The sequence below is a fragment of the Thermococcus peptonophilus genome (assembly GCF_001592435.1).
Classification (GTDB): domain Archaea; phylum Methanobacteriota_B; class Thermococci; order Thermococcales; family Thermococcaceae; genus Thermococcus; species Thermococcus peptonophilus.
In genome coordinates this window covers 118,318-135,792 of sequence record NZ_CP014750.1, presented here as the reverse complement: position 1 = coordinate 135,792, position 17,475 = coordinate 118,318, and the positions used below count along the sequence as shown (strand labels likewise).

Annotated in this window: 16 protein-coding genes; 14 read left to right on the top strand and 2 right to left on the bottom strand. The window is 51.5% G+C overall.

Annotated features, from left to right (window positions below):
* Position 1 precedes the first annotated feature (1 nt).
* The 5 genes from A0127_RS00680 (at position 2) to A0127_RS00660 (ending at position 4,578) form a co-directional block, all read left to right on the top strand.
* Positions 2-1,282 carry an ArsB/NhaD family transporter gene (locus tag A0127_RS00680; protein WP_062386580.1) on the top strand — a complete coding sequence of 427 codons (1,281 nt, stop codon included), beginning with the start codon at positions 2-4 and terminating at the stop codon, positions 1,280-1,282.
* A gap of 10 nt (positions 1,283-1,292) precedes the next feature.
* Positions 1,293-1,742: a universal stress protein gene (locus tag A0127_RS00675; RefSeq protein ID WP_062386577.1), complete on the top strand. Its 450-nt coding sequence runs from the start codon at positions 1,293-1,295 to the stop codon at positions 1,740-1,742.
* 42 nt (positions 1,743-1,784) lie between these two features.
* Entirely contained in the window at positions 1,785-2,651 is an 867-nt protein-coding gene (gene speB / locus A0127_RS00670; protein WP_062386574.1) for an agmatinase, read from the top strand.
* A 125-nt stretch (positions 2,652-2,776) separates the two neighbouring features.
* Complete coding sequence (locus A0127_RS00665) at positions 2,777-3,271, top strand: CBS domain-containing protein (protein ID WP_062386571.1); 495 nt, start codon at positions 2,777-2,779, stop codon at positions 3,269-3,271.
* Entirely contained in the window at positions 3,259-4,578 is a 1,320-nt protein-coding gene (locus tag A0127_RS00660) for a cation:proton antiporter (RefSeq protein ID WP_062386555.1), read from the top strand. Before A0127_RS00665 ends, A0127_RS00660 begins: the two co-directional genes overlap by 13 nt.
* Before the next feature lie 13 nt (positions 4,579-4,591).
* Here A0127_RS00660 and A0127_RS00655 read toward each other — a convergent pair whose 3' ends face one another.
* Entirely contained in the window at positions 4,592-5,062 is a 471-nt protein-coding gene (locus A0127_RS00655) for a hypothetical protein (RefSeq protein WP_062386552.1), read from the bottom strand.
* A gap of 72 nt (positions 5,063-5,134) precedes the next feature.
* Here A0127_RS00655 and A0127_RS00650 point away from each other — a divergent pair, with 72 nt between their 5' ends.
* The 9 genes from A0127_RS00650 to A0127_RS00610 all read left to right on the top strand — a co-directional run bounded on the left by A0127_RS00650 (position 5,135) and on the right by A0127_RS00610 (position 15,710).
* On the top strand, positions 5,135-6,856 hold the full coding sequence (locus tag A0127_RS00650; RefSeq protein ID WP_062386548.1) for a chloride channel protein: 1,722 nt from the start codon (positions 5,135-5,137) through the stop codon (positions 6,854-6,856).
* Positions 6,857-6,865: 9 nt separating this feature from the next.
* Positions 6,866-8,128, top strand: a complete 1,263-nt coding sequence (locus tag A0127_RS00645; protein ID WP_062386546.1) for a TIGR00375 family protein — start codon at positions 6,866-6,868, stop codon at positions 8,126-8,128.
* Positions 8,125-9,063, top strand: a complete 939-nt coding sequence (locus tag A0127_RS00640) for a thiamine-phosphate kinase (RefSeq protein ID WP_062386543.1) — start codon at positions 8,125-8,127, stop codon at positions 9,061-9,063. Before A0127_RS00645 ends, A0127_RS00640 begins: the two co-directional genes overlap by 4 nt.
* A 34-nt stretch (positions 9,064-9,097) precedes the next feature.
* The gene (locus tag A0127_RS00635; protein WP_062386540.1) at positions 9,098-10,261 is read left to right on the top strand and encodes a glycosyltransferase family 4 protein; all 1,164 of its coding nucleotides are present in this window, start codon (positions 9,098-9,100) and stop codon (positions 10,259-10,261) included.
* Complete coding sequence (locus A0127_RS00630) at positions 10,236-10,964, top strand: polysaccharide deacetylase family protein (protein ID WP_062386537.1); 729 nt, start codon at positions 10,236-10,238, stop codon at positions 10,962-10,964. Before A0127_RS00635 ends, A0127_RS00630 begins: the two co-directional genes overlap by 26 nt.
* 16 nt (positions 10,965-10,980) lie before the next feature.
* A complete protein-coding gene (amrS, locus tag A0127_RS00625; RefSeq protein WP_062386533.1) occupies positions 10,981-12,030 on the top strand; it encodes an AmmeMemoRadiSam system radical SAM enzyme in 1,050 nt (349 codons plus the stop codon).
* Positions 12,031-12,032: 2 nt separating this feature from the next.
* Positions 12,033-12,866 carry a hypothetical protein gene (locus tag A0127_RS00620; protein WP_062386530.1) on the top strand — a complete coding sequence of 278 codons (834 nt, stop codon included), beginning with the start codon at positions 12,033-12,035 and terminating at the stop codon, positions 12,864-12,866.
* A 191-nt stretch (positions 12,867-13,057) separates the two neighbouring features.
* Positions 13,058-14,878 carry an S-layer protein gene (locus A0127_RS00615; RefSeq protein WP_062386526.1) on the top strand — a complete coding sequence of 607 codons (1,821 nt, stop codon included), beginning with the start codon at positions 13,058-13,060 and terminating at the stop codon, positions 14,876-14,878.
* Positions 14,879-14,930: 52 nt separating this feature from the next.
* On the top strand, positions 14,931-15,710 hold the full coding sequence (locus tag A0127_RS00610; protein WP_062386521.1) for a hypothetical protein: 780 nt from the start codon (positions 14,931-14,933) through the stop codon (positions 15,708-15,710).
* Here A0127_RS00610 and A0127_RS00605 read toward each other — a convergent pair.
* Positions 15,700-17,445 carry a radical SAM protein gene (locus A0127_RS00605; RefSeq protein ID WP_062386519.1) on the bottom strand — a complete coding sequence of 582 codons (1,746 nt, stop codon included), beginning with the start codon at positions 17,443-17,445 and terminating at the stop codon, positions 15,700-15,702. The genes A0127_RS00610 and A0127_RS00605 overlap by 11 nt on opposite strands.
* Between the last annotated feature and the right edge of the window lie 30 nt (positions 17,446-17,475).

Genomic DNA, 17,475 nt, shown 5'->3' with positions numbered 1-17,475 from the left:
AATGGAGCCAATGGAACTGATAGCGCTGGCAATATTCATAGGCGTTTATGGTGTCATAATGAGCGAAAGGATACACCGTACAGTAGCGGCAATGGTCGGGGCTTCCCTGGTGCTCCTGATCAAGATAGTTCCGTGGGAAAAGGTGCCAGAGTATCTTGACCTCGACACAATACTCCTCCTCGCGGGAATGATGGTTGTTGTGAACGTGGCCAGGGAGAGCGGACTGTTTGAGTACATAGCCATAAAGACTGCCAAACTCTCAAAGGGAAGCCCGATGAAAGTCCTCCTTCTGTTCTCGGTGGTAACGGCCGTCGTCAGCGCGTTCCTCGACAACGTCACAACGGTCCTTCTCCTGACGCCAATGCTCCTGTACATAACAAAGAAAATGGACGTGAACCCAATACCGTTTCTGCTCTCGGAGGTGTTTGCTTCGAATATCGGTGGAACAGCGACGCTCATTGGTGACCCGCCCAACATTATGATAGGCTCCGCAGCTAACCTCAGCTTCAACGAATTCATCCTCAACATGGGGCCCATAGCGTTCATTGACCTCTTTGCAACTGTTGGCATAATTTATCTCGCTTATCGCGCTGAGATGAACTCTCACAAGGAGAACGAAGAAGGCATCAGGATGACGATAATGTCGCTGGACGAAAACGATGCCATCAGAGACCCAGTGCTCTTTAGGAAGTCAATAGTAGTACTCATAGGGGTAATCATAGGCTTCTTCTTCCACGACAAACTTGGCGTTGAACCAGCGGTTATAGCCCTCACCGGAGCCTCAATACTGCTCCTCTGGAGCAGAGCGTCACCCGAACACGCACTTGAGAAAGTCGAATGGGCGACACTATTCTTCTTTGGCGGCCTCTTTATAATAGTCGGCTCCCTCGTAGAGACCGGAGCGATTGCCCAGGTCGCCAACTGGATGGTTAGCCACATTCACAGCGAAGGCGAAGCAGTGCTAGCCATTTCATGGTTCTCAGCGTTCTCAAGCGCCGTAGTTGACAACATACCATTCACAGCGACTATGATACCTCTGATAAAGGCAATGGGCAACCACTTGAATACGTACCCGCTCTGGTGGGCGCTCTCACTGGGAGCGTGCCTCGGAGGGAATGGTACTGCCATAGGTGCCAGTGCAAACGTTGTCGTCATAGGTATAGCCCACCGTGAGGGTATAAGGATAACGTTCAACGACTTCCTGAAGGTTGGCATGACGATTATGATAACGACTGTGGCCATAGGGACGGCTATAATCTGGTTGAGGTACGTTGGTCTGTGAGGTGGTGGATATGAGGATACTCGTGCTTGTGGACGGCTCGAAGTGGAGCCAGAAGGCAGCTCTTCATGCGTTTTCGGTGGCGAAGAAAAAAGGAGCTAAGGTTATACTGTTCTCGGCCCTCGACAGAAGGGAAGCTCAAGCCATAGCTGTAAGCCTTGCCATGAGGAGCGGCGACGTTGAAAAACTCAAGAGATTTGAGGAGACCGCATGGAAGGAGATGAAGAAGAGCATTCACGACGTTATCTCCGCTCTCTTGGAGCTTGGACAGAGGGAAGGAATCAACTGCTCCTTCAGGATTGTCGAGGGGAGCGCCCGTGAGAAAGTCCTTGAGGAAGCGAACAGCGGGAAGTACTCCCTCGTAGTGATGGGTGCGTACGGAAAAAGCGGTAAGACCAGGATAGGTTCATTGCTTGAGGACATTGTAGGAGAGATAAAGCCCCCCGTGATGATAGTCAGGTGAAGGCTTTTAAGCCCCCTTCTATTTTTGCTTCCAGGTGAGAGAATGGAGTTCCTTTACACTTACGAGACACTCAAGCTGGAGTTCCCGCTTGTGGAGCCGGAGAATGCTGGGTTTGTCCTGCTGGGGGTTCCCTTCGACGGGACTACGAGCTACAAAGCTGGGGCACGCTTCGGGCCGACACTGATAAGGCAGGCAACCCTGAACCTTGAGAGCTACATCCTCGACTACGACATTGACATAGCGGAGCTTCCGATAGCCGACATTGGAGACGTGGCAGTCGTAGCTGGGGACCCGAGGAGAACAGCCGACAGGGTTAGGGAGACCATTGAAGAGCTTAAGAAGGTAAACCCAAAGGCCGTTCCAATACTCCTCGGCGGGGAACATTCCCAGACGCTTGGAGCGGTTGAAGCACTGAAGCCAGCAAGCTACATCGTCTTCGATGCCCACCTCGACCTGAGAGACTCATATGAAGACAACCCATACAACCACGCCTGCGTCGCGAGAAGGATAATCGAGCTCGGAATAAGGGAGGCGATGTTCGGGATAAGGAGCGGGACGAAGGAGGAAGTGGAATACGCTGAAGAGAGTGAAATAAGATGGGTGCACGCGAGGGATTACAGCTTTGACGCCTTCGTTGACCTCGTAGAGGCCCTTCCCGAGCCGGTGTACCTTTCAATAGACATCGACGTCTTTGACATCTCGATGGTGCCCTCTACTGGAACTCCTGAGGCTGGAGGACTGGGGTTCTGGGACGTAGTTAAGGCCATAGAGTGGCTGGCCGAGAAGAAGGAGATAGCGGGCTTTGACATAATGGAGGTTGCAGGTGAAAAGCTCGGTGATCCGACGGCGTTGACAGCCGCTAAGCTTCTCTTTTACTTCATAGGTGCTATGGCAAAATTCGGCCGTTAAACCTTCTGCGTTCTTTTTTCAGTATCCATCACCGTGAAAAAATGCATTTTTCTGTGCTCCCGTGTTGTTCACAATTCAGAAACCCTTAAGAGGACTTTTTCAAAATTTTCCCTCCGGTGAGGCTTATGGATGTTGAAGCGGCCCTTGAAAAGTTCCACTCACTCAAAGTCTCTGAGATAATGCCAAAGATTGACACCATACCCATCGTGACCGCAGATTCTGACCTCCTCAACGTCCTCAAGCTCCTCAGGACGAGGCACCACGTCTGGGTCGTGAAGGACAGGGATAGCATGGAGCTGGTTGGAGTTATACGCTATATGGACGTCATTGACATCCTCCTTCCGCCAGAATCCCACAGGTTCAAGCTCGGAATGACGAGCAGGAGCATGAGGTCTCTTCTCGGTGGTGCGACCAAGGCTGAGGACGTCGCAGACAGGCACCCTCTAACGATTGAGGAAGAGGCGACGGTTCTCGATGCACTAACCAAGATGAGGCGCTACAAGGTCCAGGTTCTGGCTGTGGTCGAAGGGGAGAGGCTGGTCGGCGAAATAAGCCTGAGGATTCTGATAGACGAGCTCCTCAGACTGCTGAGGGTGGGTGGTGCCCAATGGAAGGAGTAACCTGGCTTCTGGCAACGATAGGAATCGCCCTCATCCTGGCCAAAATCGGCGACAGCATAATAGAGCGCTTTGAGCTCCCCGGAGTCCTGGGCGAGCTTATAATGGGTATGATCCTCGGTAACCTCGTTTACTTCGGTATTATTGCTCCTGATTATCTGCCCATTGTCAGCGGGATAGGCTATGAGTCTGCCTTAAGTCAAATCGCTGAGTTTCTGGCGAAGCTTGGTATAATCTTCCTGCTCTTTCTGGGTGCTCTTGACACCGACATAGAACAGCTCAAGAAGACTGGCCTCACGGCGACGGTTTCTACTGTTCTCGGAGTCTTCGTTCCGCTCGTTCTCGGCTGGTGGGCGCTCATGGCCATGGGCTACCCGAGCAGGGAGGCATTTGCAGGCGGTGTTCTCCTGACGGCGACCAGCATAGGACTGACAGTGAGAGTCATGATGGATCTCGGCGTTTTGAGGAGCGAGGTTGGAGCTGCCTCCCTGAGCGCGAGCGTCATGGACGACTTCCTCGGCATAGCCCTTGTCATATTTGCCGTCGGAACGGGGAGCCTCTTCGAACTGAGCATCAAGATAGTGGTCTTCTTCATCATAACGGGTGTTCTTGGGTGGTACTTCATCGACTACTACATCAGGTTCGCCGAGAGGCTCCACGTGGAGAAGGGCATCCTAGGAATGGCAGTAGGTCTGATGTTCCTCTTCGCGGCTTTAGCCGAAGGGTGGTTTGCAGCGGCAATTGAAGGCGCCTTCATGATGGGCCTTATACTCTCAAAGCTCCCAGAAGGTAAGCGCATAATGGAAGACGTTAGAGCGATAGGCTACGGCCTCCTCATTCCATTCTTCTTCATCCACACTGGAGCCATGCTCAACCTCAAGGTTTTCGAGCACGGCGATGCAATCACCCTCGCGGCAGTTCTATCAGTCATAGCCATAGTCGGAAAGATCGTTGGCAGGGGCTTTGGAGCGTGGATAACGGCATGGGGCAGGGGCAGGGACTTCCTCTTCACGCGGGAGAACTTCTGGATGTCGCTCCAGATGGGCATAGGGTCTATTCCAAGGACTGAAGTGGCGCTCGTTGACCTCATGGTAGCAATCCACGGCGGGGCAATACCATCAAGCGACGCTCCCAAGTTCATAGCGGCCACGCTGATATTCATTACAGTGTCAGTGCTGATAACACCGCCGCTCCTCAAGTGGGCATTCAAGGCCGAGATAGAGAAGGCAAAGGCAGAGAAAGCCGCTCAGAAGGTCGGGAGGATACAGGAGACAAAGGAGAAGATAAAGGAGCTGAAAGGCTCCGGATGAGCCTTTCCCTTTTTCATCCAAAAAACGCACCCATCATGTCCATCTGCTCTTCGCTCATTCCCTTTATCTTGAACTCAGGCATCTCTGGAAGGAGCTTCTCGTACTCTTCCTTTGTTATCTCCTTTGCCTCACCGTTCTCGACGAGGTAGAAGATGCCGTAGTCGGGGTCGCGGTAGGCAACCAGGAACTTCTCGACCTCTATGTCCTCGAAGTTCACGAATATGACGTTTCCACCCGTGTAGGGCTTCTTGCACTTGAAGGGGAAGCTCGACGAGTTGAGCATTGCATCACCGAGCGCCTGGTTGGCCTTCTCACCGTTTATCTCAGTCCAGAAGGGTCTGCCCTCGAAGTCGCCCTCAACAACTATGAGGAACTTCTGGCCGTCCAGTTCGAGAACGGGGGCGCCTTTCTCCCGGAGTATCTTAAAGAGCTCACCTATCGTCTCGGCTTCTCTGAGTGCAGCTACAAATCCTTCAACTTTCACAGTCTTCACCAAAACCAGTTGGGGCGGTGGGTATAAAAGCTTAAGCCCCCAAGATGTGTAAGGATAGATGCTATGGGCACATCAAACGGCCACTACGTAAGGAAGTGGGTTGCAGTCCTCGGATTTTCTCTCCTTGCGGGATTAGTTGGGGGATTAGGTGCAGTTATCTTCAGGGTTTTAATAGCATGGACTCGCGAGTTCTTCTTTGGCCGGCTCCTGCCCCTAGTCTCGTATGAAGTTGATGGTGTGAACCCGGGTTATATCCTCTTACCTACCATAGGTGCCCTTCTAGTTACAGTCCTTGTTGTGAAATTCCCTGACATAAGGGGAAACGGCATACCTGAGGTCATTGAGGCAGTTATCTTCAGAGGGGGCAACATTCCCGGCCGTTTCGCTGTAGCAAAAATAGTGGCAACCGCGGTAACCATCGGTTCTGGAGGGAGCGTGGGCAGGGAAGGACCGATAGGCTTCATAGGTGCCGCCCTAACTTCAATCCTCACTAGATGGTTCAATCTCTCAAAGGAAATGAAGAAGCTCCTTGTTACCTGTGGGTTGGCGGCTGGAATAGCAGGGACTTTCAATACCCCAATGGCTGGTGCAATGTTCGCCCTTGAGGTTGTCTATATGGGTGCCTTCTCGGTTAACCTTGTGCCTATATTCATCTCTGCCGTCACCGGAAACGCCGTTACTCTGGCAATCCTCAAACGGGCCTTTGAGGTCGAAATCCCCGGGAACCTTGGGCATACACTCTTCGAGCTTCCTTTCTTTTTCATCCTCGGTCTGCTCCTTGGAATCCTTGCGGCTTTTTATGCAAAGTTTATCTACCGGGTTTTTGACGTCTTTGAGAACCTGAAGGTCAACCCGCTTTTAAAGCCGGTAATCGGTGGCCTCGGAGTTGGTTTTCTCGGAATGCTATTTCCCAATTACGGCATCTTTGGCATAGGATACAACGGCATGACGCTGGCCTTCTATGGAAAGCTCACCTTGGGCCTTCTAATTGCACTTGGAATAGTGAAGATGCTGGCCACGGCGCTGACAGTGGGTTCAGGTAACAGTGGTGGTGTCTTTGCCCCTAGTCTTTATATAGGAACGATGTTTGGAGCTGCTTTTGGCATTCTTGTTAAACATCTGTTTCCTGCCCTCGCCCCAAACCTAACGGTTTATGCCCTCGCCGGAATGGCGGCCTTCTTCAGCGGCATGACACAGGCACCGATAACACAGATCCTCATGGTGACCGAACTTACGAGGAGCTATGCTGTTCTGCCGGCAGTCATGACATCAGCCACGATGGGCTTTCTGACGGCGAGGTTCTTCCTGAGAGGGGAGTCCATCTACACCCTCAAGCTCCTGAGGAAGGGCTACCGCGTTAGGACGGGAAGGCCAGTGGTTCTTGAGACGATCTCAGTTGGCGAGATAATGAGCAAAAACCCAGTTTACGTAACAAAGGACATGACCTTATTCGACGTTGAGCATCTAATTGGAGAGACAGGCCATGACTGCTTCCCTGTTGTTGATGAAAACCTCAACGTTGTAGGCATAATAGGCATCAAGGACATCCTGAAGAGACCCTCATCTGTGAAAAGGTTGAAAGTAGAGAGGTTTTTGAACAGAATCTACACCGTCACTTACCCGACTGAAACGGCCGAGGACGCCTTTGAAAAGATAATGGCCTATGACCAGAACCTCCTCCCAGTAGTGGAAAGCCCAACCAACAGGAAGCTTGTTGGTGTGGTAACCAAAAGGGACATATACCGTGCCTACTACCGCGGCCTTGAGGGAATGTACATAGACTGAGGTGATCCTATGATAATCGATGCCGACCTTCACATACACTCACACTACTCGAAGGCTGTCTCAAAAGCAATGACTATTCCCAACTTAGCCGAAAACGCCCGCTTTAAGGGGCTTGAAATTGTGGGCACTGGAGACATCCTCAACCCTCACTGGGAAAAAGAACTCCTCAAATACGTTAAAAAAGTTGATGAGGGAACCTACGAGAGGAACGGCATCAGGTTTCTCCTCACGACAGAGGTTGAAGATAGCCGAAGGGTTCATCACGTTCTTATTTTCCCGAGCATCGAAACCGTCCGCGAGATGAGGGAGAGGCTTAAGTCCTATTCCTCCGACATCGAGAGCGAGGGAAGACCCCATCTCACTCTTTCGGCGGCGGAGATTGCCGATTTAGCCAACGAACTTGATGTTTTGATAGGCCCTGCCCATGCATTCACTCCCTGGACAAGCCTCTACAAGGAGTATGATTCTCTGAAGGAGGCGTACAATGGAGCGAAAATTCACTATCTCGAGCTAGGCCTCTCGGCGGACAGCGAGATGGCAGATATGATAAAGGCCCACCACAAACTTACCTACCTGAGCAACAGCGACGCTCACTCACCGATGCCTCACAGGCTTGGAAGGGAGTTCAACCGCTTTGAGGTCAAGGACGCGACCTTCGAAGAAATTCGGAAGGCAATACTGAAGCGCAGGAGAAAGATCGTCCTCAACGCGGGTCTCGACCCCAGGCTCGGCAAGTACCACCTCACCGCGTGCTCCCGCTGTTACACGAAGTATACCCTGGAAGAAGCAAAGGCTTACCACTGGAAGTGTCCAAAGTGCGGCGGGAGAATAAAGAAGGGTGTGAGGGACAGAATCCTTGAGCTTGCAGACACCACGAAACGGCCAAAAGATAGACCGCCCTACCTGCACCTTGCTCCCCTCGCAGAGATTATTGCGATGGTTCTCGACAAAGGAGTCGAGACCAAGGCCGTTAGGCTCGTCTGGGAGAGGTTTCTGAGAGAGTTTGGGAGTGAGATAAGTGTTCTGGTTGATGCCCCTGTTGAGGAGCTTGCCAAGATCCACGAGGATGTTGCAAAAGCAGTCTGGGCGTACAGGAATAGAAAGCTGGTAGTAATTCCCGGCGGTGGCGGGAAGTACGGTGAAATACTGCTTCCTGAGGAAATCAAGAACGCGAGAATTGAAGACCTAGAAACCATCGAGGTTGAAGTCCCCGATGTTGAAGAAAAGCCCAAACAGAGGAGCATAACTGAGTTCCTGGGGGTGAAACGTTGAGGGAATCAGAAATCATAGCCCTCTTCCTCAAGCACCTTAAAAGGCAGGGTGAGCTTCCCCTTGGAGACGATGCCGGCGCACTAAAAATTGGGGACGGATGGCTCGTTGCCACGAATGACATGCTCGTTAGTAGAACAGATGTTCCAGACATAATGACGCCCGAACAGGCTGGGTTCAAAGCCGTGACCATGAACGTGAGCGACGTTGCAGCTATGGGGGCTGAACCAATCGGTTTTCTATTCTCTCTTGGACTCCCTCGGGGATTAGACGAGGACTACCTTGAAGGAATCGCCAGGGGCATAGGAAAGGCCATCGATTACTATGAAATCCCCGTTCTAAGTGCGGACACCAATGAGGCGGATGACCTGATAATAGACGGTATTGCCCTTGGAAGAACTAAACGACTGTTGACTCGGTCGGGTGCGAAGCCCGGCGATCTTGTGTGTGTTACCGGAGATATCGGGCGGGCGTTCGCCGGCTATCTTGCATGGAAGTACGGCCTCAAAGTGCCTGAGAGCACCAGAAAAGCCCTCTACGAAAAGTTCCTTGAACCCAGGGCACGGGTTGAGGAAGGGATTCTCCTCAGCAAATCTGCGAACTCGGCTATAGACATAAGCGATGGCCTCTCAAAGGAACTTCATTTGATCTCTAAAATGAGTGGGGTTAGGATTGAGATAAGCTCCTGGAAGCTTCCGATACGTGAGGAAGTGTGGGAAGTGGCAGAAGCCATTGGTAAGAGTCCCGTTGAGATAGCCCTCGCAAGCGGGGAGGAATTTGAGCTTCTCTTTACCGTGCCATCGGAGAAGATTTCAGAGCTTGAGGTTGATTTCACTGTTATTGGGCAGGTTAAGGAGGGGAAAGGAGTTTATATAGACGGAGAGCCGCTTTTCCCCCTTGGGTGGGAGCATTTTTCAAATAGGATTAAAATGTTTTAAAAGGTCCGCACTAGATGTTGCAGGTCGGGGTAAAATGGAGACCCTCAAAATAGCACTCGTCAGCGACTGGTACTATCCAAAACTCGGTGGTGTAGCCGTCCATATGCATGATCTTGCCTTGTACCTGCGCGAGAAGGGTCATGAGGTTGATATAATCACGAACGACAGAAAGACTGGAAAGGAGGAGGAGCTAAGGGAACTCGGCATCGGGCTCGTCAAAGTTCCTGGTAAGATTTTTCCTAGTGCAAGCCTAAACATCTCTGCCTTTGCGAAGGGTTACGGCCTGCTCGAGCCGTTAATCCAGGACTACGACGTCGTTCACGGGCATCATGCGTTTACTCCCCTTTCCCTGAAGGCTGCAATGGCAGCAAGAAAACTCGGCAAAGGCAGTGTTGTAACAACACACAGCATAAACTACGAGAACTCCTCCGTTATACGTGCCCTGTCCAAGATGAGCTATCCCTACTACCGCTATCACTTAAAGTGCCCCCACAGGATAATAGCAGTCAGCAAGGCCGCCAGAGAGTTCATAAAGAGGTTCACAAGAGTACCGGTGAGAATAGTTCCCAACGGGGTCAATATCAAAAGATTCGATATTCCAGTGGGCAAGGAGGAGGCCAAGGAGCTTCTAAACCTGAATAGAAAAGTTGTTCTCTACGTCGGGCGTCTTGAACCTAGAAAGGGAGTGGGAACCCTGATATCAGCCATGAAAGAGGTAGATGCGACCCTCTTGGTGGCCGGTTCAGGGAGCATGCTGCCCGTTCTCCGCAACAAGGCAAAGCTCCTTGGGATATCCCACAGGGTAAAGTTCCTCGGCACAGTCAGCTATTCGATACTCCCCCTCTACTACCGCGCGAGCGATGTCTTCGTTCTCCCAAGCCTGAGCGAGGCCTTCGGAATAGTCCTCCTAGAGGCAATGGCAAGCGGGACACCTATAGTAGGGACAAAAGTCGGCGGTATTCCCGAGATTGTGGACGGTTGCGGCATATTAGTCCCTCCAGGAAACGCCAGGGCGCTCAGCAGTGCCATCAACGAAATCTTAAACAATCAGAACCTGGAGAAAAAACTTGGAAAACTCGGAAAGCGCCGGGTGGAACGAGTTTACGACTGGAGAGTCGTCGTGAAGTCCGTTGAGAGGGTTTACCGTGAGGCCATGGAGGAGGCGGAAAAGGATGGTTCGGGTTATCCTCACGTTTGACGTCGAGCAGGACTGTCCACCGTTTGCCTCGTCCACCAGAGGGATGGAGGAAGGCCTGCCGCTGGTCATGGATCTCCTGGAAGACAAAGGGATTAGAGGGACGTTTCTATTTACTGGAAGAATGGCAGAGGAGTTCCCAGAGCTGGCCAAAAGGGCGGTAAAAAACCATGAACTTGGCTGCCATGGTTTTGAGCATGAGAGGTTTGACAGACTCCCCAGAGATGAGGTCAGACGCCGGCTTTCTGAAGCGAGAGAGATTCTCTCCCGGTTTGGGGAAATAGTTTCATTTAGAGCTCCTAACTTTCAGTTTCCAGATGAGTATTATCCAATACTCAAAGAGCTTGGATTTTTGGTCGATTCAACGAAGGCAAAACACAAGGGCTGGAAAGGGGGGGTCTCAGAGATTTCGGGCCTGCTAGAAGTCCCTGCAACTACGACCTCTATAGTCACTCGGCTCCCATGGACACTCCAAAAAACCTTTCACAAACGCTTTGAAGACCCCATCGTTTACATATTCCACCCGTGGGAATTCGTGAGAATGAGCAGGAGGCTTAGGCCGGACTGCTGGGTTGGGACTGGTAAGAACGCCCTCGAGAACCTCCACAGGCTGATAGAGTTCCACCTTTCAAGGGATGCCGAATTCCTTACCCTCGGGGAATTCTACCACGAATACCAAAAGCTTAAACGTGAAGGGGAGCTATGAAAAACTGGGTGAGAACATGCGCGAGGCAATGTGGTGGGAGCCGCTCGAAAACAACCGCGTGAGATGTAAGCTCTGTCCCCTCAACTGCATCATAGACGAAGGTAAGAGGGGCTCCTGTAAAGTTAGGAAGAACATGGGTGGAAAGCTCTACACGCTCAACTATGGAAAGGTCTCCTCGATAGCGACCGACCCCGTTGAGAAGAAGCCGCTTTTTCACTTCTGGCCGGGTTCGTGTGCATTCTCAATAGCCACCGTTGGATGCAACATGCACTGCAAGCACTGCCAGAACTGGGAGATAAGCCAGGCTGACGAAAGTTTCCCATACCTCCACGACATGACACCTGAAATGATCGTTACAATGGCGAAGAAGTACGGCTGTGAGAGCATAGCCTACACTTATAATGAACCTACAATCTGGTACGAATTCGTCCTAGACACGGCAAAGCTGGCCAAAAAGGAAGGTCTCTACAACCTTATGATAACCAACGGCTACATCAACGAAGAACCTTTCAGAGAGCTGGCTCCCTATATAGACGCAATGAACATTGACATCAAGGCTTTCAACGATGAGTTCTACATGAAGATAGCCAGTGTCCCAAGTGGGGAGCCGAGCAGGAAAACGGCTGTGATAGCGAAGAAAGAGTTCGGGATTCACGTCGAGCTAACTTATCTCATAATCCCGACGCTGAACGACAAAGAAGAAGAGATCCGTGCCTTCGCCCGCTGGGTCGTTGATGAGCTCGGCGATGACACTCCAGTTCATTTCTCCCGCTTCTTCCCGCACTACAAGCTCCTCCACCTTCCGCCGACGCCAGTTGAGACCATTGAGACGGCCTACCGCGTTGCCAAGGAAGAAGGTCTGAAGTTCGTTTACGTCGGAAATGTCCCCGGCCACCCGGATGAGCACACGTACTGCCCCAAGTGTGGAAAGCCTTTAATAGTCCGCTATGGGTTTGAGATTGTTGAGTACAATGTGACCGATGATGGAAGGTGCAGGTTCTGCGGGGAACCCATTCCAATCGTTGGTACATACACAAAAAAGAAATATCCGGGCATGTGGTGGTGAAAATGGAACCAATTGAGGTTATTTTTTACATCGAAGGTCTTTCCAATGATAGGAAAGCTTTAGAAAGCGCCATGGGTCAGACCGCTGAATCGCTAAAAGCCGAAAAAGATGTGGAAATCAGGGACATCTACGTTGATGAGATAGTTGAAGACCCTGATAACGACCTCCTGCCGTACTCGGGGATGATAGAAGCCAGAATCCGGGGGCCGTTTGAAGTCCTCGTTGATCTGGCTATCCGCTACGCTCCCGCGGCCGTTGATCTTGTTTCAACAGATAGCATTGAGATTCCAGCGAAGCATCTGACAAAAATCCTTGGGGGAGTATCCTATCTCATGGGGCAGCTAATGGAGAAGTTTGGACCGCTGGCAGCGTATCCAAAACTTGACGAACTGCCAGAGCCACAGGTGGGATATTCCCGAGAGGAGATAGAGTCTCTGATAATCGACGAAAGAATGCTCCTTTACAGATTTGTCGTTGAAGTTTACGGAGAGGACGAGAATAGGGTTGAGGCAGACCTCAAGAAGGCCCTTGTGTACGAGGGATGCAGGATAAACAAATTTGCCATACAGCAGCAGGGCGAGAACGAGGAGACCAACAGAAAACGCTTCCTGGTGGCCGCGGAACTCATTTCAGACGTGGAGACTGCCTTTCAGCTGACTGGAAAGTATGCCCCAGTGGCAATATCTGTTGTAGAGCCAGAAATAGTTGATTTAAACCCATCGGAGATCCAGGGTGTTCTCTCTGATCTGGCGGGCTTCGCTCACGAGCTCGTTACCAGGCCGCTTAAAGCCATGGCCATTGAGAAGGCTAACACCTCATTCAAGCTGATGAGATAATATCGGCAAAAGGCGAATTACGTGTAGGCATTAGGTTAAGCCTCCTTTTCATTTTTACGGCAATCAGCGAGCTTTTTTTGGCCTCTGAAAGGGTCTGAAAGCGAAAAGTATTTAAACCCCAAGTTGCCAGATAGGTATGACAACACTTTAGTAGGGGCTAAAGCCCCAACAACCCAAGGAGGTGTTGTGGAATGAAGGTGAAGAAGATCGCGGCACTCGCAGTCGGTGCCGCAATGGTTGGCGCAACCCTCGGCTTTGCCAGCGCTCAGCCGACAGTCCCGAACATCCCGAAGGACTTCTTTGTTAAGAACGGAGAGCCCAACGTTAAAATCGTTATTGGAAGCCAGGCCGCTGCTCAGGATGTCGCTTCAGCTGCCGACATAGCCGTTGCCCTTGGTACCCTGCTCTACACTGAGGAGGACGTCAAGGTTAAGGACGCCAGCGTTGTTGTTAAGAAGGACGTCGCCTACGACCCGGCTGACATCCCGGTCTTTGACAACACTTACAGGGGAGACTACAGGGTTGGAGAAAACCTTGCCGACTACCCAGGCTGGTGGAACGGAAGCTACGACGCGAACGGCAACCCGATATTCAACGCCAACCTCTCAGCTTCAGCTTGGAATGGCGGTGTTTATGACAGTGGGTACACTGACTACGTCTTTGGCGCTGTAGAGTGGAAGGACGGAAACGGCAACAACTACTGGCAGGACCCGAACGGCAACTGGCACGACGCTACTGACGTCAACATACACTACACCATATCAATCGGCAAGATTGAGCTCAAGGGCTTCAACGACGCTGACTTCACTGACGTAGATGACTTCAGCGACTTCACCGTTATCGTTGACAATGTCGTGGCCAACGTGACCTTCAGCCTGAACGCTTATAAGAGGACTCTCTGGGACCCAGTCCTTGGTGCCGTTGGAACAACTTACACCGTCAGCGACGTTAAGCCGGGCAGCTCTTACAGCCTCTACCAGGCTGATGTCATTAAGGGTGTCGAGAAGGGAGACACAATCACCCTCTTCGGCAAGACCATCAAGGTCCTTGACATCGGCAGTGACTACATCGAGTACGGTAACGACTGGGGAGAGAAGTACATCAACAAGGATGAGACGGCAACCTTTGGCGACTACACCGTCAAGGTTATCGATATTGACGTCAACCAAGTCAAGGCCCTCTTCGAGATCTCCGGCCCGGCTGGAAGCAAGATCATAACCCTCGACACCGACCCAAACACCGACACACCAGATTCAATGACCCTCTTCAATGGAGGCATAAGGATAACCCTCAAGGACACCTTCATTGGTATCGGCGGAACCACCAGTGCCCTTGTCGAAGTCCAGACTGACATCGCCCGCATCTACGACGGCGGCGAGTTCATGCCTGGCTGGATAGCCAAGCTCGGCATAAACAACGGTGAACTCGATTGGTTCGCTCTCCAGAACAAAGAGGCTCTTGAGGGCAAGGAAGTTGACCTCTTCGACACCTACAAGGTTGACTACGTTGCTGACATTATGAAGAAGAAGAACCCGGCCGACGACAAGACCTACGCCGCTATGTCCGCTTGGGTTGTCATTGACCCGCTCAAGCCAGAGTACGCCACCCAGGAGCTCGGTGTCGGCGACGAGCTTGAAGGCTGGACAATCGACGACATAAAGGCCACACCCGACCCGGCCAAGGCCGCAGTCGTCAGCAAGATAACCACCCCGATAACCGTCCTCGACGACGAGATCATGGCCGCTGGCCTCGACAGCGTTGACAGCAACCTCATCCTCGTCGGTGGTCCGGTTGTCAACAAGGTCACCGCTGCCCTTGCCGACAAGCTCGGTGTCCCGACTACCTACGAAGAGTGGGCCGCTAACGAGACCCTCAAGGCCGGTGTCGTCAAGTACATCGACAACTGCCCGACCATCGGCGGCCACGGCGTCGTCCTCGTCGCCGGTGCTGACAGGGACGGCACCAAGGCAGCCGCCGAGGCTCTCATGGAGTACCTCGCTGGCCTTCACTGAAGGCCTCTCTTCTTCTCTTTCCTTTAGTTAGAACTTCTGGGAGGTTGTTGATGTGTCCAGAAGGCTCCTCCTTGCTCTAGTTCTGCTAATTCTGATTGCCGCCCCCCTCGGCTACTTGGGGTATGGGTACTCAAATTATGAGGATTCCATTCATCCTTCTAAGTCTTCACCTGCTAAAACCTACCTGGTTTTCAAACTACCCGATGGACGTTACCTCTCCCTCACACCCAAAGAATACGTTAATCTAACCCTCCAGGGTTTTAAGCTACCCGCGGGTACTGAGGGCTACGCAATAAACATCACGGGCTATGTTACGGGAATTCCTGAAGTGGATATTAATATGACCCTCAGAGCACCCTACGAGAAGTTCACTATCATCATCGGAGACACAAACGTCAAGCTGTGTTCATCGTCTCCTGAAGAATTTGTCGGCAGCTGTGTTGATAGAACCGCTGCAGTCACTGAGATAAGCGCCCTGACTTCAACGCTGTTTAAGAGGTACTACTACTGGAAGGGCCTTCAGGAGGGCATGGACAACGCCAGTGCCAAGGCCTATGCATATGAGGAGACAATGAAAAGGCATGACATTAGGTACCTGACGTTCTTCACAAAATCTCTCATTGGGCTGGGCCGCATTGGAAACAAGAAACACCTAGCAGTTGTGTTGCTGGGGCCCAACGAGGGGGCCACCACAAACAGAATTACAGTGCCGAGAGAAGGCTTGATCGTACTTGAGGGGAAGTCAGACAGCGCTCTCCGTGCTGAGGTGGCACTCATCGAGCACATAATCGGGTTCAAATGGCCAGAGGGCAACCAGACCTCTACAGGGTGATTAAATCTTTCAGCATATCCTTTTTATCCTCTCCAATAACGTCGAAGAATTCTTCAGGGGTCTTAAAGGGTCGCTTTGCCAGTATTTTCACGGCAGTCTTCTTCCCTATGCCCGGTATGTACTCTAAGACCTTTGGACTCTCCCTGTTCACGTTCACAGGGACTGGAATTCCAGTTATACTCCTGAAGCCGTGATCAACAATTAAAACGTCGTAGAATTTGTTGATGGGAACCCGCTTGGGCATCCCGACTATGAGTGGATAACTCCCTATCTGTCTCCCATAAGTTAGGCCGTTATCGAAAACCTCAGCGCGGACGTCTCTTAGAACAGTTCCCCCAGGGACAACACGCTTGAGCATGGGCAGGTCTATCTCGTGCCTTATCTTATAGCGGTAGTGCTGAATAAGTTTCTTGTGCTTCTCGACTTTCACCTTATCCTTCATGTGCCACAGAGGTGTTCCCGGAAAAACTACTACCTGGCGGATGTTTATGCGCCTGACCATCAAGCCATCATCGAGGATCTTTTTTAGGAACTGGAATGTGATTTCATAGCTCTTTTTTGTCTCTCCTGGTAGACCGAAGATTATGTTTATGCCCGGGAGAAGCCATGGCATTCCATTGTATCCTCTTCTTTCCCCAATTTCGTTGAGAAGTTTGACCGCCTCATATGTCTCTTCAGCTGTGGCGTTGAGGTTGTTGAGCTTTGCAACCTTTGGGTCGGCGCTTTCGAGACCAAACGCGACTACATTTCCAGGAGTGCCGTATTTTATCAGGGCCTTCGCTATTCTCCTGCTCTCCTCAGGATAGTTTGCTATGACTGCTGGGTTGGCGTTGTCAACGTGGAGTGTCTTGACCTCGGGAGCGACCGAGCGAATTCCGCGGAAGAGCTTCTCAATTGCCCCGGGATTTGGTATAGGGACCCTGCCATCTGGCTTTGCCATGTAGGAGAATATACAGCTCTGCCTGCCTACCCGGAAGTGTCTGACACCGAGAGCATAGAGGGCTTTAACTTCTTCAACGACATCCTCAATCGGTCTGTCTTCCACTCTGCGATACCTGACAGGCTCGGTACAGAATGAGCATCCGCCAATCCCCATAGCCTTGGGACAACCCCTCTGGGTCTCGATTTCAACTATGACAAAGTCGGGGTAATCAGGGAACTGCTTAACGACCTCCGTCCCAATAATTGCATAATCCCTTAATTCAGTATAAGTTCTAAATCGAAACGGGTCTGCATCCTTTGGGTTAGTTAGGTAGTCAAACAGAAACGCCTCAAGGTCGCCATAGACAACGTGGTCAAAAACTTGGTGAGCAATCTGGAGTTCCCTGCTGGTTATCTTAATGCCTCCCATGGTAGCAGAACCCATGAAAGCAGGCCCGCCGAGGATTTTCTCTCCTTTGAACTGGGTGAGAAACCTTGCTACCTCCTCCACGCTCCCGGGAACTGCAGACAGGTACTTTCCAGGAGTGTGGAGACCACCGATGTAAACTATAAGATCGGCTTTTTCCAGGATTTCTTTAGTTTTAGGAAAGTTCGGCGTCTTGTTCCGGGTCTCTATCCCCCTCTCACCCAGAAACGTGGCACGCAGGTCGTCTATGGTGAGGTAGAAAATCGACGCATCTTTCCTGGCCTTTTTTATAGCGCCGTAGGCGTACCTGGGGTATATACCGAGGTAAGGGGGGACTCCCAAACCCGCTGGTTCGTCGGTGTAGCCGTCTATGATAGCGACTATCATGTACTCGGGTCGGAGAGAGGTTTTAAAAAA